General features: G+C 60.6%; 27 protein-coding genes. 12 read left to right on the forward strand and 15 right to left on the reverse strand.

What is annotated here, in order from left to right; all coding sequences use genetic code 11:
* Nucleotides 1–888 (forward strand): 3-hydroxyisobutyrate dehydrogenase, encoded by an 888-nt coding sequence (gene mmsB / locus AABM54_RS03850; protein ID WP_347903895.1) that lies wholly within the window; start codon nucleotides 1–3, stop codon nucleotides 886–888.
* A gap of 226 nt (nucleotides 889–1,114) precedes the next feature.
* Here mmsB and AABM54_RS03855 read toward each other — a convergent pair whose 3' ends face one another.
* From AABM54_RS03855 to AABM54_RS03885, 7 genes are all read right to left on the reverse strand, one after another.
* Nucleotides 1,115–1,459: a cupin domain-containing protein gene (locus AABM54_RS03855; RefSeq protein WP_347903896.1), complete on the reverse strand. Its 345-nt coding sequence runs from the start codon at nucleotides 1,457–1,459 to the stop codon at nucleotides 1,115–1,117.
* 104 nt (nucleotides 1,460–1,563) lie between these two features.
* Nucleotides 1,564–1,935 (reverse strand): MerR family transcriptional regulator, encoded by a 372-nt coding sequence (locus AABM54_RS03860; protein WP_347903898.1) that lies wholly within the window; start codon nucleotides 1,933–1,935, stop codon nucleotides 1,564–1,566.
* A 53-nt stretch (nucleotides 1,936–1,988) separates the two neighbouring features.
* A complete protein-coding gene (locus AABM54_RS03865) occupies nucleotides 1,989–2,564 on the reverse strand; it encodes an NAD(P)H-dependent oxidoreductase (protein WP_347903900.1) in 576 nt (191 codons plus the stop codon).
* A 149-nt stretch (nucleotides 2,565–2,713) separates the two neighbouring features.
* On the reverse strand, nucleotides 2,714–5,191 hold the full coding sequence (locus AABM54_RS03870) for a TonB-dependent siderophore receptor (RefSeq protein ID WP_347903902.1): 2,478 nt from the start codon (nucleotides 5,189–5,191) through the stop codon (nucleotides 2,714–2,716).
* Nucleotides 5,192–5,343: 152 nt separating this feature from the next.
* Nucleotides 5,344–6,336, reverse strand: coding sequence for a FecR family protein (locus tag AABM54_RS03875; RefSeq protein WP_347903903.1), 993 nt, complete (start codon nucleotides 6,334–6,336; stop codon nucleotides 5,344–5,346).
* Entirely contained in the window at nucleotides 6,333–6,866 is a 534-nt protein-coding gene (locus tag AABM54_RS03880) for an RNA polymerase sigma factor (RefSeq protein WP_347903905.1), read from the reverse strand. Before AABM54_RS03880 ends, AABM54_RS03875 begins: the two co-directional genes overlap by 4 nt.
* Nucleotides 6,867–7,052: 186 nt before the next feature.
* The gene (locus AABM54_RS03885) at nucleotides 7,053–7,367 is read right to left on the reverse strand and encodes a putative quinol monooxygenase (protein WP_347903907.1); all 315 of its coding nucleotides are present in this window, start codon (nucleotides 7,365–7,367) and stop codon (nucleotides 7,053–7,055) included.
* Nucleotides 7,368–7,569: 202 nt separating this feature from the next.
* Between AABM54_RS03885 and AABM54_RS03890 the strand changes: the two genes are divergently transcribed.
* The 3 genes from AABM54_RS03890 (at nucleotide 7,570) to ggt (ending at nucleotide 11,036) form a co-directional block, all read left to right on the forward strand.
* A complete protein-coding gene (locus tag AABM54_RS03890; protein ID WP_347903909.1) occupies nucleotides 7,570–8,160 on the forward strand; it encodes an NAD(P)H-dependent oxidoreductase in 591 nt (196 codons plus the stop codon).
* Nucleotides 8,161–8,218: 58 nt separating this feature from the next.
* Nucleotides 8,219–9,130: a LysR family transcriptional regulator gene (locus AABM54_RS03895; RefSeq protein ID WP_347903910.1), complete on the forward strand. Its 912-nt coding sequence runs from the start codon at nucleotides 8,219–8,221 to the stop codon at nucleotides 9,128–9,130.
* A 238-nt stretch (nucleotides 9,131–9,368) separates the two neighbouring features.
* Complete coding sequence (gene ggt, locus AABM54_RS03900) at nucleotides 9,369–11,036, forward strand: gamma-glutamyltransferase (protein ID WP_347903912.1); 1,668 nt, start codon at nucleotides 9,369–9,371, stop codon at nucleotides 11,034–11,036.
* Between the two features lie 51 nt (nucleotides 11,037–11,087).
* On the opposite strand, the gene AABM54_RS03905 is transcribed toward ggt, so the two are convergent.
* From AABM54_RS03905 to AABM54_RS03920, 4 genes are all read right to left on the reverse strand, one after another.
* A complete protein-coding gene (locus AABM54_RS03905) occupies nucleotides 11,088–11,492 on the reverse strand; it encodes a lysozyme inhibitor LprI family protein (RefSeq protein WP_347903914.1) in 405 nt (134 codons plus the stop codon).
* Nucleotides 11,493–11,607: 115 nt separating this feature from the next.
* Nucleotides 11,608–11,979, reverse strand: a complete 372-nt coding sequence (locus tag AABM54_RS03910; protein WP_347903916.1) for a hypothetical protein — start codon at nucleotides 11,977–11,979, stop codon at nucleotides 11,608–11,610.
* An 11-nt stretch (nucleotides 11,980–11,990) separates the two neighbouring features.
* Nucleotides 11,991–12,197, reverse strand: coding sequence for a helix-turn-helix transcriptional regulator (locus AABM54_RS03915; protein WP_123584879.1), 207 nt, complete (start codon nucleotides 12,195–12,197; stop codon nucleotides 11,991–11,993).
* An 8-nt stretch (nucleotides 12,198–12,205) separates the two neighbouring features.
* The gene (locus AABM54_RS03920) at nucleotides 12,206–12,784 is read right to left on the reverse strand and encodes a hypothetical protein (protein ID WP_347903918.1); all 579 of its coding nucleotides are present in this window, start codon (nucleotides 12,782–12,784) and stop codon (nucleotides 12,206–12,208) included.
* Between the two features lie 294 nt (nucleotides 12,785–13,078).
* Here AABM54_RS03920 and AABM54_RS03925 point away from each other — a divergent pair, with 294 nt between their 5' ends.
* From AABM54_RS03925 to AABM54_RS03950, 6 genes are all read left to right on the forward strand, one after another.
* Nucleotides 13,079–14,428 (forward strand): gluconate:H+ symporter, encoded by a 1,350-nt coding sequence (locus AABM54_RS03925; protein ID WP_347903919.1) that lies wholly within the window; start codon nucleotides 13,079–13,081, stop codon nucleotides 14,426–14,428.
* A 16-nt stretch (nucleotides 14,429–14,444) separates the two neighbouring features.
* Nucleotides 14,445–15,305: a MurR/RpiR family transcriptional regulator gene (locus tag AABM54_RS03930; RefSeq protein ID WP_347903921.1), complete on the forward strand. Its 861-nt coding sequence runs from the start codon at nucleotides 14,445–14,447 to the stop codon at nucleotides 15,303–15,305.
* Nucleotide 15,306: 1 nt separating this feature from the next.
* Nucleotides 15,307–16,770 carry a D-aminoacylase gene (locus tag AABM54_RS03935; RefSeq protein WP_347903923.1) on the forward strand — a complete coding sequence of 488 codons (1,464 nt, stop codon included), beginning with the start codon at nucleotides 15,307–15,309 and terminating at the stop codon, nucleotides 16,768–16,770.
* A gap of 170 nt (nucleotides 16,771–16,940) precedes the next feature.
* Complete coding sequence (locus AABM54_RS03940) at nucleotides 16,941–17,309, forward strand: glyoxalase superfamily protein (protein ID WP_347903924.1); 369 nt, start codon at nucleotides 16,941–16,943, stop codon at nucleotides 17,307–17,309.
* 82 nt (nucleotides 17,310–17,391) lie between these two features.
* Nucleotides 17,392–17,637 (forward strand): plasmid stabilization protein, encoded by a 246-nt coding sequence (locus AABM54_RS03945; RefSeq protein ID WP_347903926.1) that lies wholly within the window; start codon nucleotides 17,392–17,394, stop codon nucleotides 17,635–17,637.
* Nucleotides 17,634–18,053 carry a type II toxin-antitoxin system VapC family toxin gene (locus AABM54_RS03950; protein ID WP_347903927.1) on the forward strand — a complete coding sequence of 140 codons (420 nt, stop codon included), beginning with the start codon at nucleotides 17,634–17,636 and terminating at the stop codon, nucleotides 18,051–18,053. Before AABM54_RS03945 ends, AABM54_RS03950 begins: the two co-directional genes overlap by 4 nt.
* A 48-nt stretch (nucleotides 18,054–18,101) precedes the next feature.
* Here the strand turns inward: AABM54_RS03950 and AABM54_RS03955 are convergent, their stop codons facing one another.
* A complete protein-coding gene (locus AABM54_RS03955; RefSeq protein WP_347903928.1) occupies nucleotides 18,102–20,021 on the reverse strand; it encodes a methyl-accepting chemotaxis protein in 1,920 nt (639 codons plus the stop codon).
* 425 nt (nucleotides 20,022–20,446) lie between these two features.
* On the opposite strand from AABM54_RS03955, the gene AABM54_RS03960 reads away from it, so the two are divergent.
* Complete coding sequence (locus tag AABM54_RS03960) at nucleotides 20,447–21,121, forward strand: histidine phosphatase family protein (protein ID WP_347906130.1); 675 nt, start codon at nucleotides 20,447–20,449, stop codon at nucleotides 21,119–21,121.
* A gap of 29 nt (nucleotides 21,122–21,150) precedes the next feature.
* A complete protein-coding gene (locus AABM54_RS03965) occupies nucleotides 21,151–21,990 on the forward strand; it encodes a phosphatase PAP2 family protein (RefSeq protein WP_347903929.1) in 840 nt (279 codons plus the stop codon).
* Nucleotides 21,991–22,190: 200 nt separating this feature from the next.
* Here AABM54_RS03965 and AABM54_RS03970 read toward each other — a convergent pair whose 3' ends face one another.
* The 3 genes from AABM54_RS03970 to AABM54_RS03980 all read right to left on the reverse strand — a co-directional run bounded on the left by AABM54_RS03970 (nucleotide 22,191) and on the right by AABM54_RS03980 (nucleotide 24,367).
* The gene (locus AABM54_RS03970; protein WP_347903930.1) at nucleotides 22,191–22,604 is read right to left on the reverse strand and encodes a hypothetical protein; all 414 of its coding nucleotides are present in this window, start codon (nucleotides 22,602–22,604) and stop codon (nucleotides 22,191–22,193) included.
* A 51-nt stretch (nucleotides 22,605–22,655) separates the two neighbouring features.
* Entirely contained in the window at nucleotides 22,656–24,110 is a 1,455-nt protein-coding gene (locus AABM54_RS03975) for a phospholipid carrier-dependent glycosyltransferase (RefSeq protein WP_347903931.1), read from the reverse strand.
* 113 nt (nucleotides 24,111–24,223) lie between these two features.
* Entirely contained in the window at nucleotides 24,224–24,367 is a 144-nt protein-coding gene (locus AABM54_RS03980; protein WP_347903932.1) for a hypothetical protein, read from the reverse strand.
* Nucleotides 24,368–24,376: the final 9 nt, after the last annotated feature.

Genomic DNA, 24,376 nt, shown 5'->3' on the forward strand with positions numbered 1-24,376 from the left:
ATGAAAATTGCTTTTATCGGTCTCGGTAACATGGGCGCGCCGATGGCGCGCAACCTGATCAAGGCCGGCCATTCGTTGAACCTGGTCGACCTGAACAAAACCGTACTCGCCGAGCTGGCGCAACTGGGCGGCACCATCAGCGCCTCTGCGCGTGAAGCGGCCCAAGGCGCGGAACTGGTGATCACCATGCTGCCCGCCGCTGTCCATGTGCGCAGCGTCTGGTTGGCTGAAGACGGCGTGCTGGCCGGGATCGCCAAGGGCATTCCGGCCGTGGATTGCAGCACCATCGACCCGCAGACCGCTCGCGAAGTCGCGGCGGCGGCGGCCAAACAGGGCGTGACCATGGCCGATGCGCCAGTGTCCGGCGGCACTGGTGGCGCGGCGGCCGGGACTTTGACCTTCATGGTCGGCGCCACGCCTGAACTGTTCGCCACCCTGCAACCGGTGCTGGCACAAATGGGCCGCAACATCGTGCATTGCGGTGATGTCGGCACCGGGCAAATCGCCAAGATTTGCAACAACCTGCTGCTGGGCATTTCGATGGTCGGCGTCAGCGAGGCCATGGCCTTGGGCGATGCGCTGGGTATCGACACTCAGGTGCTGGCGGGGATCATCAACAGTTCGACCGGGCGTTGCTGGAGTTCGGAGATGTACAACCCGTGGCCGGGCATCGTCGAAACGGCGCCGGCTTCACGCGGTTACACCGGCGGCTTTGGCGCCGAGCTGATGCTCAAGGATCTGGGGCTGGCCACTGAAGCGGCGCGTTCGGCACACCAACCGGTGGTGCTCGGCGCGGTGGCTCAGCAGCTGTATCAGGCGATGAGCCTGCGCGGCGAAGGTGGCAAGGATTTCTCGGCGATCATCAACAGCTATCGCAAACCCCAATAGGGGTTTTGGGTCTGGCGGTGAATGAGCTTTCTGTGGCGAGGGAGCTTGCTCCCGCTGGAGTGCGCAGCACTCCCTGCATTCTTTCAGTCCACACCGCGTGGGCCGGTTTTGCGACTGCTTCGCAGGCGAGCGGGAGCAAGCTCCCTCGCCACAAAGCGCCCTGCGCTACAGATGTTTTTGAATGTTTTCCGAGAGACTACGTCGGGTAGTCTCTCGGTTTTTTGTTTCAGGCGAACACGAAATATTTGCGCACCGTCTCGACCACTTCCCAGGTGCCTTTCATCCCCGGCTCAACCACGAAAATATCACCGGCGCGCAGATGGATCGGTTCCATGCCGTCCGGGGTGATGACGCAATAGCCTTCCTGGAAATGGCAGTACTCCCACTTCACGTAATCCACTCGCCACTTGCCCGGCGTGCAGATCCAGGTACCCATGATCTTGCTGCCATCTTCGCTGGTGTAGGCGTTGAGGTTGACGGTGTGTGGGTCGCCTTCCAGCTTTTCCCATTTGCAGGCGTCGAGCAGCGGCAACGGGTGGGTATCGCGAAGGACGGTAATGGGTCTGGACATGCTGACTCCGTGCGGTAGGGAGAACTGAAGTCGCACCCTATAGCGCCCGGCAACGGGTCAGTTGTCTGTGCTCGACATCGAGCTGTCCAGAAACGCGCTCATGTTCAAATATGTTCAAGCGGACAGTCGGTTTGCGCCTGAGTGAGGCTGCTTTCGAAATCCGCCAATTGCTGGTGCTGGCGAGTCAGCGCCGCGATGGTGTTCTGGAGTTCCTGTTTCTTCTCGGCAATCGCCTGGCGCGCCAGGTCCCACGGCAGGGCCTGACCGCGATGCTTGTGAAATATCGCCTGCATGTCCTTGAGCTTGAAACCCAGTTGCTGGGCGCATTTGATGAAGCTCAGCAACTCGATGCTCTGTTGATCATAGATGCGGTAGTTGCCCTGGCGTTGCGCCGGCGGCAACAGCCCGATGGCTTCGTAGTGGCGGATGCTCTTGATGGTCGTGCCTGACAGCTGCGCGGCTTTGCCGATGTACATGAAAAATCCCTTTGCCGAATGTCCCTGATGACGTCGGCGATTATCCGCGAGACTCAACGCCCGGCGATAGCCTGCGCTTGCAGCAGCCAGGTTTCCCGCTGGCTTGCCGTTGAGTTGAGAATCGGGCCGAAGGTCAGGGTTTTCTTTGGCGTGATGCCGCAGAGCGCCAGCGTGGTTTTACGCATCTGGTGCACCCCGGGCATGCGATAGACCCAGCGGTAATACCAGGGCGGCGTGTCCATCGTCACCAGCAGATCGGCGGTGCGCCCGCGCAGCAGTTTTTCCGGGAAGGCCTTGCCCGGACGGTATTTGAAGGCGAAACCGGGCAGTAGCACGCGATCCAGAAAACCCTTGAGCAACGCCGGAATCGCGCCCCACCAGATCGGGTAGACGAAGGTCAGATGCTCGGCCCAGGTGATGTCCGCCTGTGCCTGTATCAGGTCAGCTTCCAGCGGCTGAATCTGTTGGTAACCCTCACGCAGGATCGGGTCGAAATCCAGTGCGCCCAGGCGCAACTCCCGCACGTCATGCCCGGCGTTTTTCGCGGCCAGCACATAGCGTTCGGTCAGCGCGCCGCAGAAGCTGTGGCTGGAGGGATGGCCGAGAATCACCAGAATGCGTTTGCCCATGTGAGCGCTCCTTGAGGATCAGACCCCAAGGGTAAAGTCTGCCCCTCAGGGGAGAGTCAAGGCGTGCAGCAACGCGTTGGGGTAAGAGGGCAGGGGCAGCATTCCTTTGCTGCCCGTCGAAGCGATCACGCTCCGGTTGATCCGATCCCTCAGAACTGCGGTTTGTAGGTCACGCTGAACATCACGTTGCGCGGGTCGCCGTAGTAGTTATTGGCGAACAACTGGCTGTAGGCCGGAATGAAATAGTTCTTGTCGAATACGTTGTTCAGGTTCACGGCCAGGGTGACTTCATCCGTTGCATCGTAGGCTACCCGCGAGTTCCAGATCGCGAAACCGGCCTGGGCGAATTTGCGGTCGGAGCTGACGGTGGTGCTCTGGGCATTGACCCCGGCGCCGACGCTGACTTTGTCGAAGTCGCCCGGCAGTCGGTAATCGCTCCAGACCCGCAGCATGTGCATTGGGGTCGCGGTGTTGAAGACCTTGTCTTTCATTTCGGGGTCTTTGAGGAACGTGGTGGTGTTGTAGGTGTAGCTGCCAGACAGTTGCAGGCCGGGTGCCACTTCCCCGCTCAATTCGGCTTCGACACCCTGGCTGCGCACCTTGCCCGACGCCAGGGAGCAGTACCAGCCACCGCACGCTTCATTGCTTTCGATGTCCGTGCTCAAGTCGGAGACCGCCCGATTCTTGTGGATGTAGCGGAACATCGCCAGCGAGGCGTTGAGCCGTCCATCCATCAACTCGCCCTTGAGACCCAGCTCGTAGTTCTGTCCCTCGACGGGTGTCAGGCCGGTTTTCCCCTTGGTCAACTGAGTCTGAGGAATGAACACCTCGGCATAGCTGCCGTAGACCGACCACTGATCGTTGAGCGCATACACCAGACCGGCATAAGGCGTGACCTGGCCACTGCTCTTGACCGAGTTTTTCTCGCCGCCTTCTTGCAGTTTTCGGGCGACGAAGTTGTCCTGGTCGAACGCGAAGTCGTACCAACTGGTGCGTGCACCGAGAATCAGTGTCAGCGGATCGGTCAGTTTGACCCGCCATGATCCGTAAATGCCTTTTTGGCGAACGTCATAGGTACTGAGTGCCAGGTTCGCGGTGTCGGCGATGCTGTTGTAAGACTGATTCGGGCGGTGGTGATCGATGTCGCTGATATCGACGCCCGGCGAGAACGCCCGAGCGTAGCCGTCGTCGGTGGTGTACTTGGAATAGTTGGCGCCCAGCACCACGTTTTGCTTGAACGACAGCGCTTCGAATTCGCCGGTCAGGTAAACGTCCAGCCCACGGTTCTTGCCGTAGAAGTCGGTGGAATAGTCGGAAAAACGCGGCCCCGTGGTCGTGCCGAGAGGGACGGTGCCGGCGATGAACTGATACGTCGCTTCATTGGACTCGTTCATCGCCATGGCCGAGGCCTTGAGCTTCCAGTCGTCGTTGAAGTGATGCTCCAGATCTAGGTAAACGGCGGTCTGGTCATTCTCCGAACGGTTCCAGGTAGCCCCGGTGTACGTCGAGCGCGACAGCGGCAGTGCATTGCTATTGGCGTATCGCGCAATACCGATGAAGTACGGGCGCCCTTGACTCTTTTTGTTGCTGAAACCGACACCGAGCACCGTGTCTGGCCCCAGGTCGAAGTCCAGCGCGCCATACACGGTTTGTTCCCAGCCCCATTGGTAGTCAGTGAAGGAGTGACCCTTCTCGTAGTTGACCAACGCGCGACCCCGGATCGTTCCCTCATCGTTCAACGGGCCGCCGACATCCGCCTGGGACGCGTAGCGATCCCAACTGCCAGCCTTGGCCGTCAAGGTCACGGTGGGTGTGTGCTGAGGACGCTTGCGCACAAGGTTGATCGCCCCGCCCGGGCTGTTCGCGCCCTGTAGCAGGCCGGCCGCGCCGCGAAGGATTTCCATGCGGTCGTAGATCACCATGTTTTCCGTGATGTAGCTGCCCAGCGCATAAACGTTACGAGGCACCGGCACGCCATCGTATTGCAGGGCTTCGATGTCAAAACCGCGAGCAAAGATGAACATGCCCGGGCCAGGCGACTTGACCGAGATCAGGCCGGGTGTGGCTTCCACAGCTTGAGTCAGGGTGTTGATGCCCTGATCGTCCATCCGTTTGCGGGTCAGGACGCTGACCGATTGCGGGATGTCCTTGAGCTTCTGTTCACCCTTTCCCAGCGTCACCGCGCCGGTTGTGTACGAACCGCTGCCCTCGGTGGTGGTGCCCAACTGCTGGCCGCTGACGGTGGTCGCGCCCAGCTCCAGTGCGGTGTCCGAAGACTGGCGCTTTTGCAGGGTCACGCTGTCGCTGTCGATGAAGCTGGCGCTCAACCCGGTGCCATCGAGCAACCGTGCCAGAGCCTGATCCTTGGAGTAGCTGCCACTCACACCGGGCGAATGCGCGCCTTGGGTGACATCGGCCGACACCAGCACCTGAATCCGCGTGACCGCCGAAAACGCCACCAACGCCGCATCAAGCGACTGTGCGGGAATCTCGAAGCGATAAACCTGAGCCTGTGCGGCGGGTGCGGCGTGCAGGTAAACCGGCGCTCCGCTGGCGGCCAGGCCGATGGCCAGCGTCAGGAGAGTCGGCAGGCCCGGCAGGCGCCGCGTGGCAGTCAGATGTCCCATGAGTGTTTCCCCAGTGATCGAAGTCGATGGTCAGGCGCGGCACTACTAGAGAGTGCTTATTGTTTGCGCCTCAGTGATCAAGGACGACGTTGCCGGGGAAAACCCTGAAAGTATTTGAGAATTATTTGCAGAAAGGCTGTGGAGGAGAGCATTCAGCCCTCACGCAACACCCGCAAGTAAGGGGTGTAGTGATCGGCCCGCAGGTTGAGGGTGTAGACCAGCGCCTTGAGTACGGCATCGGGTTTGTCGATTTCGAACACCCCAGACACTCGCCGCTCGCGCAACCCGTCGCCCAGCACGACAATCCGGCCGGGCCAGTAGCGGTTCAATTCGTCGACCACTTCTGCCAGCGGTTGCTGGCGAAACACCAGTTGGCGCTGGCGCCAGGCAAACCCGGCGGCGGGGTCAAAGCCGTGCACCGTGGTCAGTTGCCGGTCCTGATACTCGACCGCACGCCCTGGCTCCAGAGAGACCGGTTCACCCGTGCCGGCACTGACCTCGACTTTGCCCTGAGCAACCTGCACCCGCGTCTGCTCGCTGCGCCGGGCGACGCTGAATTGCGTGCCGACCACCTTCACCCAGCCGTCGCCGGATTGCACAAGAAATGGCCGAGCGGCATCTTTCGTCACCTCGAACCAGGCCTCGCCACGCAACAGGCGAACCTGACGTTCACCCGCGCTGAGGCGCACCTGCACGGCGCTGTCGGTATTGAGTTGCAGCTGCGAGCCGTCGGCCAGTTCGACTCGTCGGGTCTCGCCGGTGCCAGTCGCGTAGTCGGCACGCAAGCGGTCGAGCCACGGCGTTTGCAGCGCCACCAGCCCCACCATCAAAAACACCGTCGCGGCGCAGGCCCACGGTGTCCATTGCGAGCGCAGCGGGTTTTTCCAGCGTGCACGCTCGGCCTCCCGGTGCTGGCGCGCCGGTTCGCGTAAACCGCCGAGCAATGCCTGGACCTCTTGCCAGGCGTGGTCCTGCGCTTGGCCCTGCGCCAGCCAGGTAGCGAAGGCGTCCAGTTCGGCGGCCGTGACGTCGTCGGCCTGGAGGCGGAAGTACCAGCCCGAGGCTTCGGCAAACAGGTCATCGGCGGGCACCGATGCAGCGGATTCGGTCATCAGGGGTTCCACAGCAGCAAGGTCGCGGCTCATGGGCGCGAGCCTTTGGCATCGTTGGCCAACCGAGCCTGGATGTAAGCCCGGCAATCGATCAGCGCACGGCGCAATTGGTATTCGACACTACGCGGGCTGATCGTCAGGCGCTCGGCGATCTCCCGGTAGGAGCATTCGTCGACATGATAGAGCAGGAAGATCTGCCGGGTCGCTTCGGGCAACGCGCCAATAGCGTCGTGCATCAGCGTTTCGTCCTGATAAGCCGCCAATTGATCCACCGCTGAAGGGGTGCTGCACGGCAGCTCATCGCTGGGCTCACCGGCCTCCATGCGCTCACGGCGAATGGCTTGGCGCTGATGGTCGCGTACCAGGTTGCTGGCGATGGTGAAGAGAAAGGCGGGCAAGTTGTCGATCTTTTCCCCGGAGTCCAGCCGAGCCAGGCGCAGGAAGGATTCCTGGGTCAGGTCGGCCGCCACTTGCGCGCTGCCGGTGCGGCGGGTGACAAAGGCTTCCAGCGCTTTCTTCTGTTCGGTGAACAGGCGAGCGATCTGCGTATTCCAGGAGGGCACAGCACTACCTTGATCGGGGGGCGTTCAGGAGCGCGCACGCTAGCAGAGGATGCGAGTGATTCGCAATTGATATCTGTTTTTTGCAGGGGTCAGGCTATGGATCGTTCACTCGCAGGCATGAGCAAAGGCGTGATTGGCCTGGGGCTGCCGACGGTGGCCATGGGCTTGCTCGACGGCACCTGTTGATCAGCGGCTAGCCGAGGACGGGCTGAGCATGTTGATGCGACGGATGTCGAAATCACGCTCCAGGTACTCCATGCGGTTGTCGAAGAACTGCTGCATGTGCGGCAAATTCGAATGTACATCCAGATGCGCCCGGGACTGCCAGATCTCGTAAAAGATAAACAGCGTCGGGTCCTGCTGGTCGCGCAACATGTGGTACTCGATGCAACCGGGCTCGGCGCGGCTCGGTTCCACATAGGCGCGAAACAGCGCTTCGAAGGCGTCGCTTTGTTCCGGGCGGGTTTTGGCGTGCAGGATAAAACCGTGTTGTTGGTTCACGTAGAACTCCTCAGGTGCGGGGGTTGAAAAATCCTACGGCAACAATCGCTGAGTGATTCGTGCCTTTTGGTCAAATGTATTTTGCCGGCTTCGGGCTTATTCATGGGGGGCCTCATCGATACTCTGCCGCCATCACATTCACACCTTCCCGATCCCGCGACTTATCCACAGCGCGGTGGACCGGACCCTGATGAGGCTCCCCATGAAAAAAGTCCTGTTGCTCAACGGTGGCAAGCAATTCGCCCACTCCGACGGTCGCTACAACACCACCCTGCACGAAGCGGCACTGAGCGTGCTGGATCGCGGTGGTCTCGATGTCAAAGTCACCCACATCGACGCGGGTTACGACGTGGCTGAAGAGGTCGCCAAGTTCCTCTGGGCCGACGTGATCATTTATCAGATGCCGGGTTGGTGGATGGGCGCGCCCTGGACCGTGAAAAAGTACATCGACGAAGTGTTCACCGAAGGTCACGGCAGCCTCTACGCCAGTGACGGCCGGACCCGTTCCGATGCGTCGCAAAAGTACGGCAGCGGCGGCCTGGTGCACGACAAACAGTACATGCTGTCGCTGACCTGGAACGCCCCGCAGCAAGCCTTCGACGACCCGACCGATTTCTTCGAAGCCAAAGGTGTGGACGCGGTGTACTTCCCGTTCCACAAGGCCAATACCTTCCTCGGCATGAGCGCACTGCCGACCTTCCTGTGTGTCGACGTGATGAAGCGTCCCAACATTGAAGCCGACGTTGCACGCTACGAGCAGCACCTCAAGCAGGCATTCAACCTTCCGGCATAACCTGCGTGATGCCCCGCATCCGGCTACTATCAAACCTGTTTTGATTGAAGGGGCACACGTGAAAGCCAGATCCGATGAATTGCAGGTTTTTGTCTGCGTAATTGAATGCGGGTCGATTTCCGCGGCGGCCGAACAGGTCGGGCAAACGCCCTCGGCGGTCAGCCGCACACTGTCGCGGCTGGAGGCCAAGCTCGACACCACGTTGATCAACCGCACTACGCGGCGCATGGACCTGACCGAAGAGGGCAAGTACTTCTTTGAGCAGGCCAAGCTGATTCTCGATCAGATGGACGAGCTCGAAGAGCGTTTGTCCTCGCGTCACAAAACCCCTTCCGGGCGGTTGCGGATCAACGCGGCGGCGCCGTTCATGCTGCACGTCATCGTGCCGTACATCGATGAGTTCCGCCGTTTGTACCCAGACATTCAGTTGGAGCTCAACAGCAACGACTTGAACATTGACCTGCTGGAACAGAGCACCGACATCGCCATCCGTATCGGGGTATTGGCGGATTCGACCTTGCACGCACGCTCCCTGGGGTGCAGCCCGCTGCACATCCTCGCCAGCCCCGCGTACCTGGAAAAACACGGTACGCCGGCCACCGTCGCCGAGCTGGCTGGGCACACGCTGCTGGGCTTCACCCAGACCGAAACCCTCAACCATTGGCCGTTGCGTCATGAGCACGGCGACCGCTGGCAGATTCAGCCGGGCATCAGCGCTTCCGGTGGTGAAACCCTGCGGCATCTGGCGCTGGAAGGGCAGGGCATTGCGTGCCTGTCGCACTTCATGACCGTCGATGACCTCCAGAGCGGGCGGCTCACGTTGCTGTTGGCAGAGGCCAACAGCGGTTATCGCCAACCGATCAACGCGGTGTACTACCGCAACTCCCAATTGGCCTTGCGGATTCAGTGCTTCCTGGACTTCATCCAGGAGAAGTTGGCCGGTTATGCGACATCGGTGTTTGCTGGCTGAGATCGTGACCTCTGCGCAAGATTGAATTGGGCAATCCGGATTTTTCAGCGGGGATCAGTCCTCGAAACTCGTTCCAGCGTACCTCGGTGGTGGAGTGGGTTGGTTACGAGAGGGTGTAAGCGGAGCGCGTCACAAAATGGCTGCCCAAGGGCAGCCGTTTGCGTTTTCGGGTTTGATCAAACCCCTTGCCAACGCCTATGGTTCGTCCTGCCTCAATAACAAGAAAAGGACGGATCTCATGCGCATTGTGTTGTTCAAGACCTTGGCCCTGTCGGTGGCGATTGCTGCCAGCGCCTCATCGTTCGCGGCGGTTCTGGAGGGCGGCGCGGTCGCCTCGCCAAACCAGTACGGCGCCGATGTGGCGGCACAGATTCTGAAGAAGGGCGGCAACGCCGTCGACGCGGCGGTGGCCACAGCCTTCACGTTGGCGGTGACGTACCCGGAGGCCGGGAACATTGGGGGCGGCGGGTTCATGACCCTGTTCATCGATGGCAAACCGTACTTCCTCGACTACCGCGAAACCGCGCCCAAAGCCGCGACCCGCGACATGTACCTGAACGACAAAGGCGAAGTCATCGAGAACCTCAGCCTGGTCGGCGCCCGCGCTGCCGGTGTGCCGGGCACGGTGATGGGCTTGTGGGAAGCCCACAAGAAGTTCGGGAAATTGCCCTGGAGCGAGCTGCTGACCCCGGCCATCGGTTACGCCAAAAGCGGTTTCAAAGTGGCGGACAAGCAGTATCAGTACCGCGAGGATGCGCTGAAACTGTTTAACGGCACGACCAACTTCGGCGACTATTTCGGCAGCATGAAACCCGGTGAAACCTTCCGCCAACCCGAACTGGCCGCGACCCTGGAACGGATCGCCGACAAGGGCGCGAGCGAGTTCTATGAGGGTAAAACCGCCGATTTGCTGATCGCTCAAATGAAGGCCGACAAAGGCCTGATCAGCAAGGAAGACCTGCACGACTACAAGGTCAACTGGCGTCAGCCGCTGACGGTCAATTGGCGCGGCAACACGCTGTACACCGCGCCACCGCCGAGCTCCGGCGGCATCGCGCTGGCGCAACTGATCGCCATCAAGGAAGACCGCGCCGCCGATTTCAAAGGCGTCGAACTGAACTCGGCGAAGTACATTCACCTGCTCGCCGAAATCGAAAAACGCGTGTTCGCCGACCGTGCCGATTACCTCGGCGACCCGGCGTTCTCCGACGTGCCGGTCAAACAGCTCACGGATCCCGAGTACCTGAAAAAACGCGCGGCGGAGGTCAACCCGACCGCCATTTCGCTGACCGAGAAAGTCCGTCCGGGCCTTGAACCGCATCAGACCACGCACTTCTCCATCGTCGACGCCGACGGCAACGCGGTGAGCAACACCTACACACTGAATTGGGATTACGGCAGCGGTGTGGTGGTCAAGGGCGCAGGCTTTTTGCTCAACGATGAAATGGACGACTTCAGCTCAAAACCCGGTGTGGCCAACGCCTTTGGCGTCGTCGGCGGCGACGCCAATGCCATCGCGCCGGGCAAGCGCATGTTGTCGTCGATGAGCCCAAGCCTGGTCACTCGCGACGGCAAGGTCACGCTGGTGCTGGGCACGCCGGGCGGCTCGCGGATTTTTACCTCGATCTTCCAGGTGCTGAACAATCTGTATGACTTCAACCTGCCGCTGGAAAAAGCCGTGGCCGCGCAACGCGTCCATCACCAGTTGCTGCCCAAGGACACGATCTACTACGACGCCTACGCGCCACTTACCGGCAAGGTTGCCGATGAGCTGAAAGCGATGGGCTACACCCTGGAAGATCAGGGCTGGGAGATGGGCGATATCCAGGCGATCCAGGTCACCGGCAAGACCCTGGAAACGGCCTCCGACCCACGTGGGCGTGGAGTTGGCCAGGTTGTGAAGTAACACAACGGATCGCCCCCGCGCGGGCCGTTTTGCGTGGGGGCGATCATCGCGTTATGGCTGGGCCAGGCTTTCGAGTTCCTCGGCCCGGGTCTTGGTCATCTCCAGGGCGCAGGACGACTGGTTGAGCCCGTCGACGGTGCCGCCGGTCAGGTCTATCAGGAATCCGCACTTGGCATCGCGGTACTTGAGCCACAGCCGTTGAACGTCCTGCAACTGGCCCTTCTTGCCTCCTTCCATCAGTGCCATCGCAGCCTTGTAACCTTTGTTCAGCCGGCCATCCTGAACGTGCAATTCGGTGCCCAGGCAATCGAGCATGTCGGCGGTGACGCCGCCCGAGGCCGACATGCAGCGGGCGTATGCCGGGCTGTAGCCGTCATCGGCAGCCTGGGCCAAACCGCACAGGCCAAGCAGCAAAAAGGTGCCCGTCAGCGGGGCCATGAAGCGGGTGGGTTTCATCGGTGATCACTCCCTGTCGATACGCAGAAATACCAGGGCGCCATGGTAGCGCTCCTGTCTGCGGGGCGGTCGGGGAAATGTGAGGGAGGAAGCGGGGCGCGACCCCGCTCGGGGCTCAGTCCTGATGGATGATGGGGGTGATGATCCCGCCGCAGCCCTGATAACAGGCCTGGTACTCATCCCCACAGCTGTCGCCGTAGTTGTAGTTCTGGAAAGGGTAAACGCAGGCCGATCGCTTCTTTTTATCTTTGTTCTGGCTGCAATAGTCGTAGGCCATGCGCTTGGCGTCATACAGGGCCCGCTCATTGCTGGCCTGCATTTGCGCCATCATCTTGCACTGGCCTCTTTGTGTGTTGCACTCCCTGACGCAGTTCATGCCGGCCTCGGTTTCTGGCGGCGAGTAGGAGTAGGTGATGCGCGGGCCGCAGCCCTGGAGCGTGAATAAAACCAACAGCGAAAACGACAACACAACGGTTCTGAAGGACATCTACAACCCATTCAATCTTTTGACAGCTCCAATAGATCTCCCGGCTCGCAATCGAGTGCGCGACAGATCTTCTCCAGCGTTTCCATCCGGATGCCCTTGACCTTGCCATTTTTCAGTAGCGACAAATTCTGCTCGGAGATGCCGATGATCTCGGCCAACTCCTTGGAGCGCATTTTGTGTTTTGCCATCGCAACGTCAAGCCGAATGATAATGCTCATTGCACAACTCAGATGTAATGACTCTGTTCTTCGCTCAACAGCTTGGCTTCGCGCAGAACCAGGCTGAATGAGGTCAGGAAAATACCCATCACAATCTGGTAGGAAGCCATTGAGCTGAAACCGACAGAGAAGCTAAAGACACGATCACCCGGCGGGAGATCGATGGAGAGCGCCAGCACCTGCAAGCTGTTCAGGATGGGCTGTAGAAGTGGCTCCATGATAATCAAAATGCCGATCAGCGAGATACAGCGAATATTGCGCTCCGAGCAGATTTCATTGCGTGACAGGCGCAGGAAAAAGAACCCGGCGGCGGTCATGCCCACGGCAGCCATCAGCGGCAACACGGCGTCGAGGACCATGATCAGACCGGCGGCGAGCGTCGACTGTTCGAAGCCTTCCTTGAGCAGCCCCGGCAACAGGTCACTGAAGCCGCTGAAGTAGGCTTCACGGGTCACGTCGCCCCACAGGGTCCAGCTGGAAATGTAGGTGACGATCTCACTGCAGGCCAAGGCCCAGGCCAGGGCAACGGTCATCAGACTGATCCAGCGCATGCGCTTGCGCAGCCTGAACGTGGTGTGTGCATTCATGAAAAATCCTTTCCTTAGTCAGACGGGGCGCGGAATTTACATGATTTATTATCGTAAAACATTAACAAATTATAAATTTGTCCTGTGGTCTGGCGTTTATGTCATGTCGGAGTGCCCGCGGCGATTGATGAAAAAACACTGCGTGGATTTTCATTAATCGCGACAACACCTGCCTGAAAACGACATTCCATACCTCTGCGCGAAAATTACTTTCATAAGATTTGAAAACACATCCTCGAAATGATTTATGAGTTTCACAACACATCGACGTGACCCTTTTTCGAGGAGTACCGCATGACACCATCCTTCGGTTATTGGCTGCTGATCTACGCCGCCATCGCCATCATTGCGCTGATCGTGCTGATAGCCCGTTACCGGCTCAATCCGTTCATCGTCATCACCCTGGTTTCCATTGGCCTGGCACTGCTCGCGGGGATGCCGCCATCGGGCGTGGTCGGGGCGTACGAGGCGGGTGTCGGCAAGACCTTGGGGCACATCGCGCTAGTGGTGGCGCTGGGCACGATGCTCGGCAAGATGATGGCCGAGTCCGGTGGCGCGGAGCAGATGGCGCGCACGTTGATCGACCGTTTCGGTGAGAAAAACGCGCACTGGGCGATGGTCTGCATTGCGTTTCTGGTGGGGCTGCCGCTGTTCTTCGAAGTCGGCTTCGTGTTGCTGGTGCCGATCGCGTTCACCGTGGCGCGGCGCGTAGGTGTGTCGATTCTGATGGTCGGTCTGCCAATGGTCGCCGGGCTCTCGGTGGTCCATGCGCTGGTGCCGCCGCACCCGGCCGCGATGCTGGCGGTGCAGGCCTATCAGGCATCGGTGGGGCAGACGTTGCTCTATGCGATTCTGATCGGCATTCCCACGGCGATCATTGCCGGCCCGCTCTACGCCAAGTTCATCGTGCCGCGCATTCAACTGCCGGCGGAGAACCCGCTGGAGCGGCAATTTATCGAGCGCGAACCACGGGACCGCTTGCCGGGTTTTGGTATCACCCTGACGACGATTCTGCTACCGGTGGTGTTGATGCTGATCGGCGGTTGGGCCAACCTGATTTCGACACCGGGCAGCGGCTTCAACCAGTTCTTGCTGTTCATTGGTAACTCGGTGATCGCGCTGTTGCTGGCAACCTTGCTGAGCTTCTGGACCCTGGGCCTGGCGCAGGGTTTCAACCGTGAATCGATCCTCAAATTCACCAACGAATGCCTGGCCCCGACGGCCAGCATCACCTTGCTGGTCGGTGCGGGTGGCGGGTTGAACCGGATTCTGGTGGACGCCGGGGTCACCGACCAGATCGTTGGCCTGGCTCACGAGTTCCAGTTGTCGCCGCTGGTCATGGGCTGGTTATTTGCGGCGTTGATGCGGGTGGCCACGGGCTCTGCGACGGTGGCGATGACCACCGCATCCGGGGTGGTCGCGCCGGTAGCCATCGGTCTGGGGTATCCCCACCCGGAACTGTTAGTGCTGGCGACCGGCGCCGGTTCGGTTATTTTTTCTCATGTGAATGACGGCGGTTTCTGGCTGATCAAGGAATACTTCAACATGACCGTCACCCAGACCTTCAAGACCTGGACGGTGCTCGAAACCTTGATCTCGCTGGTCGCTTTCGGCCTGACCCTCGGCCTGTCCCAATTGCTCTAGTCACCAGGTATCGCCCATGGACATCCTCTATCAGATCCGCTCCCGCCAGGATTCCTTCAGCGCCGGCGAAGGGCGCATCGCCCGGTTGATGCTCGATGACGTCGGTTTCGCCGCCAGCGCCAGCCTCGAAGAACTGGCGCTGCGGGCCGAGGTCAGCAGTGCGACGCTCTCGCGGTTTGCCCGCAGCGTGGGTTGTCGCGACTTGCGTGACTTGCGCCTGCAACTGGCTCAGGCCAGCGGCGTCGGCAGCCGTTTCCTCGACCCGGCGAACCCACCTGAACAGTCAGCGTTTTATGGACAGATCGTCAGTGACATCGAGTCGACCTTGCGCCAGCACCTGTCGGCATTCGACGAGGCGCGTTTCACCGAGGCCGTGAAGTTGCTGAGCAATGCGCGGATGATTCACGCGTTTGGCATGGGCGGCGGCTCGACGCTGTGCAGCGATGAACTGCAAGTGCGGCTGGTGCGCCTCGGCTATCCGATTGCCGCCTGCCACGACCCGGTGATGATGCGCGTCACCGCCGCTTCGCTCGGCCCCGAGCATGCGCTGATCGCCTGTTCGCTGACCGGCATCACTCCCGAGTTGCTGGAAGCCGTCGAGCTGGCTCGCAGCTACGGCGCGAGCATTGTGGCAATCACCCTGGCCGATTCGCCGCTGGCGGACCTGGCCGATGTGCTGCTGCCGCTGCACAGCGTTGAAACCTCATTCATCTACAAACCCACGGCAGCGCGCTACGGCATGCTGCTGGCCATCGACGTGCTCGCCACCGAGCTGGCGCTGGCCCGGCCTGAAGACAATCAAGAGCGTTTGCGGCGGATCAAACTCGCCCTCGACGACTACCGTGGCGGCGACGATCACCTGCCGCTGGGAGACTGACATGCAGTACCACACGCTGATCCGCAACGCCCTGCTCATTGACGGCAGCAACCGCCCCGGTTACCCCGCCGACGTGGCGATCAAGAACGGGCGCATCGAGCGCATCGGTGACTTGCATGATGCAAGCGCCGACGAGGAAATCGACGCGGCAGGCAAGGTGCTGGCACCGGGATTCATCGACGTCCACACCCATGACGACACGGTGGTGATCCGCCAGCCGCAGATGCTGCCCAAGCTCAGCCAGGGCGTGACCACGGTGATTGTCGGCAACTGCGGGATCAGCGCCTCGCCCGTGAGTTTGCGCGGCGAGCCGCCCGACCCGATGAACCTGCTTGGCACTTTCGCGGCGTTTGTCTATCCACGCTTTTGCGACTACCGCGCCGCCGTCGAAGCGGCGAGTCCGACACTGAATGTCGCCGCGCTGGTGGGCCACACGGCGCTGCGCAGCAATCATCTGGATGACCTGTTTCGCAGTGCCACACCCGACGAAATCACTGCGATGCGCGAGCAGTTGCGCGAGAGTCTGGAGGCCGGCGCGTTGGGCTTGTCCACGGGCCTGGCCTACGCCAGCGCGTTCTCGGCCTCCACCGATGAGGTGCAGCAACTGGCCGAAGAGCTGACGGCGTTCGGGGCGGTCTACACCACCCATCTGCGCAGCGAATTCGAACCGGTGCTGGAGGCCATGGACGAAGCGTTTCAGATCGGCCGACATGCACAATCACCGGTGATCATCTCCCACCTCAAATGCGCCGGTGCGGGCAATTGGGGCAGGAGTCCGCAGCTCCTTGAGTCCCTGGAACGTGCGGCGAAAACCCATCCGGTCGGCTGCGACTGTTATCCCTACGCTGCCAGCTCTTCGACACTGGACCTCAAGCAGGTCACCGATGCGTTTCGCATCACCATCACCTGGTCGACTCCGCACCCGGAGGTGGGGGGCCGCGACTTGCTGGACATCGCCGCCGAGTGGGATGTGCCGCTGCTGGAGGCGGCTCGTCGCCTGCAACCGGCCGGCGCGGTGTATTACGGCATGGACGAGGCGGACGTGCGGCGGATTCTGACGCACCCGTTGTCGATGATCGGCTCCGACGGTCTGCCGGAAGACCCGTTCCCCCATCCGCGTTTGTGGGGCGCGTTTCCAAGGGTGCTGGGGCACTTCAGTCGCGATCTCGGGTTGTTCCCGTTGCACACCGCCGTGCACAAGATGACCGGTCTTTCAGCCGCACGGTTCGGCCTCAAGCAACGTGGCGAAATCCGTGAAGGCCACTGGGCGGACCTGGTGCTGTTCGACCCTGCGCGCGTGCGCGACGTGGCGGACTTCAACGACCCGCAACGTGCGGCCGAAGGCATCGACGGGGTGTGGGTCAACGGTGTGCGCAGTTATGTCGAGGGGCGGGCGAACGGGGCGCGGGCCGGGCGGTTTCTGGCGCGTGAAGGCAACTTGAGTTCGGGCTTTGCGTCAGTCTGAAGCGTTGATCTGCGGAGTTCGTCACAGTGGTGGCATTGTGAGATTAAAGAAACCCTCTGCCGGGCCGAAGCGCTGACAACCCGTGGCGTCGCAGATATGAGCGCAAAGACGTTCTCACTCACGCCACAGAGCCTATGATGAAGGGCGTCTTTGAGCCTGGGAGCAGCGCAATGAGTTTCGGTAAAGTCACCCCGATCCTGCGGATTTTCGATGAAGCCAAGGCGCTGGAGTTCTACGTCGACTTCCTCGGTTTTACCCTCGACTGGCAGCACCGTTTCGACGAAAACTTCCCGCTCTACCTGCAAGTGTCACGCGGTGACTGTGTGCTGCATTTGTCTGAGCACTACGGCGACGCCACACCGGGTTCGGCGCTGCGCATCGAAACCGATGAGCTGGAAGCCTTCCAGCAGCACTTGCAGGCCAAGGCTTACCGCTACGCCCACCCGCAGATCCAGGCCATGCCCTGGGGCAGCCAGGACATGACCCTCAACGACCCGTTCGGGAATCGGTTGGTGTTTACCAGTGCGATCAGTGCGTGAGACCGCCGGGCGGTTGCGCAGTTATCTGGCCGGGACGGTGTGCTAGTCTCAATCAATGATTTCATTGATTGCAGGAGGCATCATGGCCAGCATCACGATTCGAAACCTTGATGACCGTATCAAGGAGCAACTGCGCGTTGCGGCGGCTCACAGTGGCCACTCGATGGAAGAAGAAGCCCGGCTGATATTGGCCAGGGCCTTGTCGAACGTTGATCGTGCCGGCGGTCTGGGCAGCCGGATCCACAATCGATTCAGGGCCGGTGGCGGGGTTGAGCTTGATTTGCCGTCGCGTCAGGAGAAAGCCACAGCGGTGGATTTCACCGAATGATCGTACTGGATACCAACGTGCTTTCTGAGTTCATGCGGGTCGACCCCGCCCCTCAGGTGTTGGCGTGGGTTGACGCTCAACCGGCGATGGATCTGGCAATCAGCGCGATCACCGTGGCGGAAATTCTTCATGGAATTGCCCGGTTGCCCTTTGGCAAGCGTAAACAAAAACTTGAAGCTCATGCCATGGCAATGTTTGAAGAAGACTTTGTCGGAAGGATTCTGCCGTTTGATGCCCACGCGGCTGTCGAGTACGCCGTGTTGGTCGCGGGCTGCGAGGCCCGCGGTCGGGCTGCATCGATGGCCGATGCGCAGATTGCCGCGATTTGTCGAACTCACGGTGCCCCGATTGCGACGCGCAATGTCAGGGATTTCGAGTTTCCAGGGGTTGAAGTGATCAATCCCTGGAAAGCCTGAGACGGTGATCATTCAACCCGTTGCGGTGGAATGATTGGATGGCGGTTGTTACACCCGGAAGTGGCTGACCATCATCTGCAACTGATTGCCCAGGCGTGCCAGTTCAACACTGGACGCGGCGGTTTCGTCGCTGGCGGCGGCGGTCTGTTCGGACACGTCGCGCACGTTGATGATGCTGCGGCTGATCTCTTCGGCCACGGCGCTTTGCTGCTCGGCGGCGGCGGCGATCTGCTGGTTCATCGACTGGATGTTGGACACCGTGCGGGTGATGTTTTCCAGTGAGACACCGGCCTTGCGGGTCAGCATGACGCTGCTGTCGGTCAGGGCGCGGCTGTTGTTCATCACGGTGGCGACCTGTTGGGTGCCGTTTTGCAGACCGGCCACCAGGCCTTCGATTTCCTCGGTGGATTTCTGCGTGCGCTGAGCCAGGCCACGAACCTCGTCTGCAACCACGGCAAACCCGCGACCGGCTTCACCGGCGCGTGCCGCTTCAATGGCGGCGTTGAGGGCCAGCAGGTTGGTCTGTTCGGCCACTGCCTTGATCACGTCCATGACGCTGCCGATCTTGTCGCTTTCCTGTTGCAGCACGGTCATGGCTTCGGTGGAGCGGGCAACTTCGCTGGCCAGGCGCTCGATCTGGGTGATCGCTTCGTTGACCACTTTGTCACCTTCACGGGCCTCGCCATCCGCCGCCGCAGCAGCCTGGGAGGCTTCTTCGGCGTTGCGCGCAACTTCCTGCACGGTGGCAGTCATCTCGTGCATGGCGGTGGCCACTTGATCGGTTTCGATCTTCTGGCTGTTGACGCCGGCGCTGGTTTCTTCGGTCACGGCCGACAGTTCTTCGGCGGCGCTGGCGATCTGGGTGACGCCGTCGCGAATGCCGCTGATCAGCTCGCGCAGGGTCACGCCCATGCGCGCAATGCCTTGTTGCAACACGCCGAGTTCGTCGCGGCGAGTGACGCGCACGTCCTGGGTCAGGTCGCCGCCGGCAATGCGTTCGACCACGGCCAGGGTTTCGCGCAGTGGGCGGGTGATCTGCCGGGTGATGACCACCGCAGCGATAACGCCGACGAGCAGCGCCAGCAGCGTGCTGATCAGTTGCAGGGTACGCGCCTGGGCGCTTTCAGCGTCGCGGCGATCGATCTGGATCTGATACATCTGGTCGCTGCTGGCAACGATGTCGTTACCCTGGACAGTCATTTCCTGACGGGCTTGCAGGGCTTCGCTGTTGGCGGCCTTGTAGGCCAGCACTGCGCTGCGGTAGTGGGTCAGCGCGCTGCCCAGTTCAGCCAGTGCGTCATGTTGGGTGTCGCCGAAATGGCTGTTGAGTTCTTTCAGGGTGCTGATCGCCGCGTCTAGTTGGACGATGGCTTTTTGTTCGGACACCGGGTTGGTGTCGAGGGTGTAGCCGCGTACTTCGTAGCGGGCCAGCTGGAATTGTTCCTTGGCGTTGGTGACGACCTGGAACTGCTCGAAGCGCTGATCGCTCATCGGCATCTGGCGTACGCGGGTGTTGATGTCGTTCATCAGCGTGTTGGCGGCTTCGGCGTTGTCACCCATGGCCTGGCGCGCGATGTTGCCGGTGCGGTAGGCGCTGCGCATTTTGTTCAGCGACTGCTGATAGGCCGCGCTGCTCGCGCTTTGCTCTCTGAGCAGCTTGAGGTTTGCCGGGCTGGTGAAGCTCTTCAGCAGGGCTTGCTGTTGTGCAACGAAACCATCGAGGCTGGTTTGCACGGTTTGCGCGACGGTTTCATCACCGTTGGCCAGCATGTACTGCAAACGGGTGACGCGCAGTTTGGTCAGGCCCGCGTTGAGCTGGGTGATGTCGCTCATCCAGTTGCTGCGGTCGATCAGCCCGCCCAGGCTGGTCCAGCCGGTCAGGGCCAGGACGCATGTAAGGGCCAGCACCAGGCCGAAACCCAGGCCCAGCTTCAGGTTGACGCTGATGTTGGCAAACCAGCTATTCATAAAAAATCCTCCAGGAACGTTGTACTGCTTGAACTCGGTTGGCTGGAAGATTGTTATTTTTGGGAGCCAGCAAGGGTGTAGTAGGGCTGTATCGGCAGCGTTGGCGAGAGCTGAAACGGTTTTTGCCCCGTATTTGCGGGCGATGAGGGTAGGGCGCATGAAACACCTGACCTAGAGCGTCTGGGGCTCATGGCTTGTTACAAATCCGCGCATCGGTGAACCGGTGCGCGTTTTTTTTGGGCGCGATTCACGCTTTTTTTCACATTCATTTCACCGGGCTCCAACGTGCTCGCCACTAGGGTGTGGACCTTGCTGGGGATGGCTGCTCGTTGCGCCACCGGCAAACAGGTTCGCCAGCGTGGTTGTCATGACGACGCTGTAGGTTGGGTTCATTCATTTGGCGTTGTCACGGGGGGCACTTGGTCCTGGAATCACTACTTGATCGTGTTGGCGTCAGGCGTCCACTCAGCCTGCGTGGCGTTGCGAAGTACCGCAAAGGTGTGATTGCACTGCTGCTGGTGCTCGGTGCGGCGGCGCTGGGTTCACTGCTTTTGCGCCCGGCCACGGTGCCGGACCTGGCGGCGGGCAACGCTTCGGCGCTGGCGCAGATGAAAGCGGATTGGGCCAAGGGCGAAATGATCGTGCTGGTGCGCCACGTCGAGCGTTGCGATCACTCCAGGGCTGCCTGCCTGAGCGCCGCCGATGGCATTACGGACCGGGCCCGCAGTGTGGCGGTCGGTCTCGGCGCGCAGTTCGAACGGCTGGGATTGGCCAACGCCGATCTCTATAACAGCCCGTTGACCCGTGCGGTGCAAACCTCAAGTTATATGTTCAACTCGGCCACCACCGGGCAGGACTGGCTGTTCCACTGCAAGGGCACGATGTTGCGCGACGCATTGGCGCACAAGGTGCCGGGCCGCAACCTGGTGCTGGTCACCCACAGTGAGTGCATGGCCGAGCTGGAAAAGCAGCTTAAGGTGTCAACGGCCACGCTTGGCTACGGTGCCGCGCTGTTTCTGACCACCGACAAGGGCAACGCTCACGCACACCTTTTGGGTTCTCTGGAAGCCACTGACTGGCGTTCGGTGTTCGCCCGGTAATCCCTGAAACTGTTCAAGCAGGACGCACCATGCAGACGTTTGTTCGCCATCGATTTTACTGGCTCAATTTCGGTATCCCGCTGCTGTGCGCAGCGGTGGTTTTCCTGGCGTTTGACCTGACCAGGATAGATATCGCCTTCAGCAATCTGTTTTATGACCCGGTGAGCCAGACGTTCCCCATCGGTAAAATGCAGCTGTTCGAAAAGATCACTCACAAGTGGCCCCGGATCATCCCGAACTGGACCGGGGAGGTGGCGATCATCGGTGCGCTACTGTCGTTTTTATGGGGCTGTGTGAATGCGCACAAATACCCGAAATTCGCTGCGTTTCTGGAAAAAATCAAACTGGCGCCGGCGCTCAGGTTCACTGCCCGTCATCGTCGGGACTTCCTGTTCGTGGTGTTCGCGTTCTCCCTGAGCACCGGGGTGATCCATTACCTCAAGAGTCACACCAGCGTGTACTGCCCGGTTGAAACCACCCAGTACGCCGGGAAAATAGAACACAAGGACTGGTACGAAAACTTCGACCTGTTCAACACCGCCGGTGAGGGCCGTTGCTGGCCGGGCGGCCACGCCTCGGGTGGTTTCACCATGCTGGCGCTGTACTTCGTTGCCCGTCGTTATCGCTGGCGCCATGCCAAAGCCGTGCTCTATGGCTCGCTGGCGTTGGGGATGATCTACGGCACTACGCGGGTGTTTCAGGGCTGGCACTACATGTCCCACACCTTCTGGGCGGGGATCTTCATCTGGCTGACGTGCCTGCTGACGGCGCTGGCATTTTATGGTCGGGCGCGACTTGACCAGCCTCTGCGGCAAACAACGGTCGGCGTTGAAGATAGCGCTGGCGGCGCAAGAGTCAGCGCAGGCTGAAAAACATACGGCACCTTGGGTTAATGCCGGTCAGTTAGAGCACGAAACACGTGGGAGCGAGCCTGCTCGCGAAGGCGTCGGTACATTCAACATCAATGTTTGCTGATTCACCGATTTCGCGAGCAGGCTCGCTCCCACAAGGGTTTCACTTAACTGACTGGCATCAGCACCTTGGGTGCCGTTTTTGTTGTCTGCGTTGGCTACTTCGTCAGGTAAGGGTCCTGTGATTCGATGAACTGCTCGAAGGCCGGGGAGTTGTAGACCTTCAGGCAGGCATAGGACACCACCTTCTTTTTCGTATGTTTGCTGGCAGCGGGGGTCTGGTCATAGGCCTCCTGCATGAAGCGCTCGGTGGCCTGGTAGGGGTCGTGGATGATTTCCAGGGTGTCCTGGTTTTGCACGATGTCGTGCGCGCCCTTGCCCATGAAGTGGTACGCGCCGCTGGCCCGGCCGAGGTCGGTCCTGAGTTCCGATTCTTCCTTGAACGGGGCGGTCAAACAGTTGACCAGCCCATAGTTCTTCAGCGAAATGCGCGCTTCTTGCACGCTGACCTCCGCCGCCAGTGCGGGGCTCGTGCACAACAACAGCCAAAGCATCCTGGTTCGAACAGTCATCATGCGTCCTGCGCCTCATCGGTTGATGGGGCGCAGGTTAACCGTTCGTGATTACTGCGCCACGAAATAGTACGGCTGGCGTCCGACCTGAATGACTTTCAGCACTTTGAGCGGCGGTTTGGGCACGATGTCGCCGGCCATGACCGCCACATGAGTGGGTGCCGCCGTCAGGAACTCACTCAGTTGCGCTTCGGTTTGCAGGTCAATCAGTTGGCTCTGGGTATAGAACACGCTGGCACCGGCCACCCGTTCGTTGGGTTGATACATCGCCACCTGATGCCCCTCGGCTTGCAGCGCCTGAATGTGCTGGGTCAGCGGCATGAAGGACAACTTGCGATCAGCGTGGGGCGCAGCCCACTGCGCGGCCGCGAGGTAGAGGCAGATCACGAAAGCGATCACGCCCGTGGCGATCCCGCGCCGATGACGTGCCAGTTTGCCGAGCCAGGTCGAGGCGTTGACGTGCCCGGACAATCGTTCATACAGCACCGCCGCGTACTCGGCGGCGAGCACCGCGGCGGCAGGCGTCAGGGACATCAGGTACACCGTGCGCTTGCTGGAGGCCAGGGTCAGCAGGGTGAACTGCGCGAGAATCCAGATCGTGAAAAACAACCGGTAAGGGTTACTCGTCAGGCTTTTGCGAAAGTGCCACAGGCCCAGGTAGAGCAGGATGTTCCACGGCAAAAAGGCTTGTGGCAGTTTGGCCAGGTAGTAATAGAACGGCTCATAGTGCCCGGCAGCGGTGAACGAGCCACTGAAGCGACCGACGCTGTTGGTCAGCAGCACTTCACCGAGCGCCTGCATGCCGCCACGCTGATACAGCAGAACCAGCCAGATCACCAGCGGCACCAGCCCGAGCAAGGTCAAGAGCCCTGGGCGCAACCAGTCGCCCAAGGAGAAGCGTTTGTTCAGCAGGCTGTCGGTGAGCAGCCAGACGAAGATCACCACGCCAGGCATTGCCAGCCCGAGCATGCCTTTGCTCAAGGTTGCAATCGCGATGCCGAGGGCGAATAGCAGGCCGCTGCCCAGGCTCGACCGTTGTTCTTCGCGTTGCCGAATGCCCAGGAAAAACGCCAGCAATGCCATCGTTACCCCGAGGCTGAGCAAGGCATCTTCGCCAACGCCGCGGCTGTTGCTCCAGTAGCTGGCCATGGTCGCGAGCATGATCGAGGCCACCCAGGCAACGCCTGTTGGCCGGCCGAACCGGCGCAGCATGGCGTACAGCAGCATGACACTGAACAGCCCGGCAAACGCCGAGGCCAGTCGCACCGCCAGTGGCGTGCCGCCGAACGCACGGATCGCACCGGCGTCCAGCCAGAGGCTCAGCGGTGGTTTTTCCAGAAACGGCTGACCGAACAAACGGGGCGTCACCCAGTCGTTGTCCAGGTGCATTTGCATGGCAATACCGGCCACGCGGGCTTCGGTGGAACCTTGCAACTGGTGATTACCCAGGGCGAAGAAAAATAGCAGGCAGGCAAGCAGAAACAGTAACGGGGCGGGACGCGACATAGGCTGTGACTACCAGAGGAGTGGGGCCGTAAGTGAGCCGAAGGGAAAAAAGTATACGGGGTCGATTCTTAACAAATCGTGAATGGAGCGCACACAGGGCAATCCGGCCACCATCACATGTCGACGGGATAAGGCTTGCCTGCCAGCAATGACCCATAGTCGAAGTTCGCCCCCCGGGTTTCATAGGCGCCGGGCTCTGCGTCATAAGAGCCGATCAGTCGTTCACGGTAATGGATCGGTGATATCCAGCGAAACATCATGAGCCT

The organism is Pseudomonas purpurea (assembly GCF_039908635.1).
GTDB lineage: Bacteria > Pseudomonadota > Gammaproteobacteria > Pseudomonadales > Pseudomonadaceae > Aquipseudomonas > Aquipseudomonas purpurea.

Bases quoted from the DNA above. Each gene is read 5' to 3' on its own strand.
- AABM54_RS03905 (WP_347903914.1), bottom strand. From the start codon at position 11,492: ATGAAACCCACCCGCTTCATGGCCCCGCTGACGGGCACCTTTTTGCTG.
- mmsB (WP_347903895.1), top strand. From the start codon at position 1: ATGAAAATTGCTTTTATCGGTCTCGGTAACATGGGCGCGCCGATGGCG.
- AABM54_RS03855 (WP_347903896.1), bottom strand. From the start codon at position 1,459: ATGTCCAGACCCATTACCGTCCTTCGCGATACCCACCCGTTGCCGCTG.
- AABM54_RS03925 (WP_347903919.1), top strand. From the start codon at position 13,079: ATGACACCATCCTTCGGTTATTGGCTGCTGATCTACGCCGCCATCGCC.
- AABM54_RS03920 (WP_347903918.1), bottom strand. From the start codon at position 12,784: ATGAATGCACACACCACGTTCAGGCTGCGCAAGCGCATGCGCTGGATC.
- AABM54_RS03915 (WP_123584879.1), bottom strand. From the start codon at position 12,197: ATGAGCATTATCATTCGGCTTGACGTTGCGATGGCAAAACACAAAATG.
- AABM54_RS03910 (WP_347903916.1), bottom strand. From the start codon at position 11,979: ATGTCCTTCAGAACCGTTGTGTTGTCGTTTTCGCTGTTGGTTTTATTC.
- AABM54_RS03865 (WP_347903900.1), bottom strand. From the start codon at position 2,564: ATGGGCAAACGCATTCTGGTGATTCTCGGCCATCCCTCCAGCCACAGC.
- AABM54_RS03965 (WP_347903929.1), top strand. From the start codon at position 21,151: ATGCAGACGTTTGTTCGCCATCGATTTTACTGGCTCAATTTCGGTATC.
- AABM54_RS03980 (WP_347903932.1), bottom strand. From the start codon at position 24,367: ATGTTTCGCTGGATATCACCGATCCATTACCGTGAACGACTGATCGGC.
- ggt (WP_347903912.1), top strand. From the start codon at position 9,369: ATGCGCATTGTGTTGTTCAAGACCTTGGCCCTGTCGGTGGCGATTGCT.
- AABM54_RS03945 (WP_347903926.1), top strand. From the start codon at position 17,392: ATGGCCAGCATCACGATTCGAAACCTTGATGACCGTATCAAGGAGCAA.
- AABM54_RS03940 (WP_347903924.1), top strand. From the start codon at position 16,941: ATGAGTTTCGGTAAAGTCACCCCGATCCTGCGGATTTTCGATGAAGCC.
- AABM54_RS03870 (WP_347903902.1), bottom strand. From the start codon at position 5,191: ATGGGACATCTGACTGCCACGCGGCGCCTGCCGGGCCTGCCGACTCTC.
- AABM54_RS03930 (WP_347903921.1), top strand. From the start codon at position 14,445: ATGGACATCCTCTATCAGATCCGCTCCCGCCAGGATTCCTTCAGCGCC.
- AABM54_RS03975 (WP_347903931.1), bottom strand. From the start codon at position 24,110: ATGTCGCGTCCCGCCCCGTTACTGTTTCTGCTTGCCTGCCTGCTATTT.
- AABM54_RS03970 (WP_347903930.1), bottom strand. From the start codon at position 22,604: ATGACTGTTCGAACCAGGATGCTTTGGCTGTTGTTGTGCACGAGCCCC.
- AABM54_RS03860 (WP_347903898.1), bottom strand. From the start codon at position 1,935: ATGTACATCGGCAAAGCCGCGCAGCTGTCAGGCACGACCATCAAGAGC.
- AABM54_RS03955 (WP_347903928.1), bottom strand. From the start codon at position 20,021: ATGAATAGCTGGTTTGCCAACATCAGCGTCAACCTGAAGCTGGGCCTG.
- AABM54_RS03950 (WP_347903927.1), top strand. From the start codon at position 17,634: ATGATCGTACTGGATACCAACGTGCTTTCTGAGTTCATGCGGGTCGAC.
- AABM54_RS03935 (WP_347903923.1), top strand. From the start codon at position 15,307: ATGCAGTACCACACGCTGATCCGCAACGCCCTGCTCATTGACGGCAGC.
- AABM54_RS03875 (WP_347903903.1), bottom strand. From the start codon at position 6,336: ATGAGCCGCGACCTTGCTGCTGTGGAACCCCTGATGACCGAATCCGCT.
- AABM54_RS03890 (WP_347903909.1), top strand. From the start codon at position 7,570: ATGAAAAAAGTCCTGTTGCTCAACGGTGGCAAGCAATTCGCCCACTCC.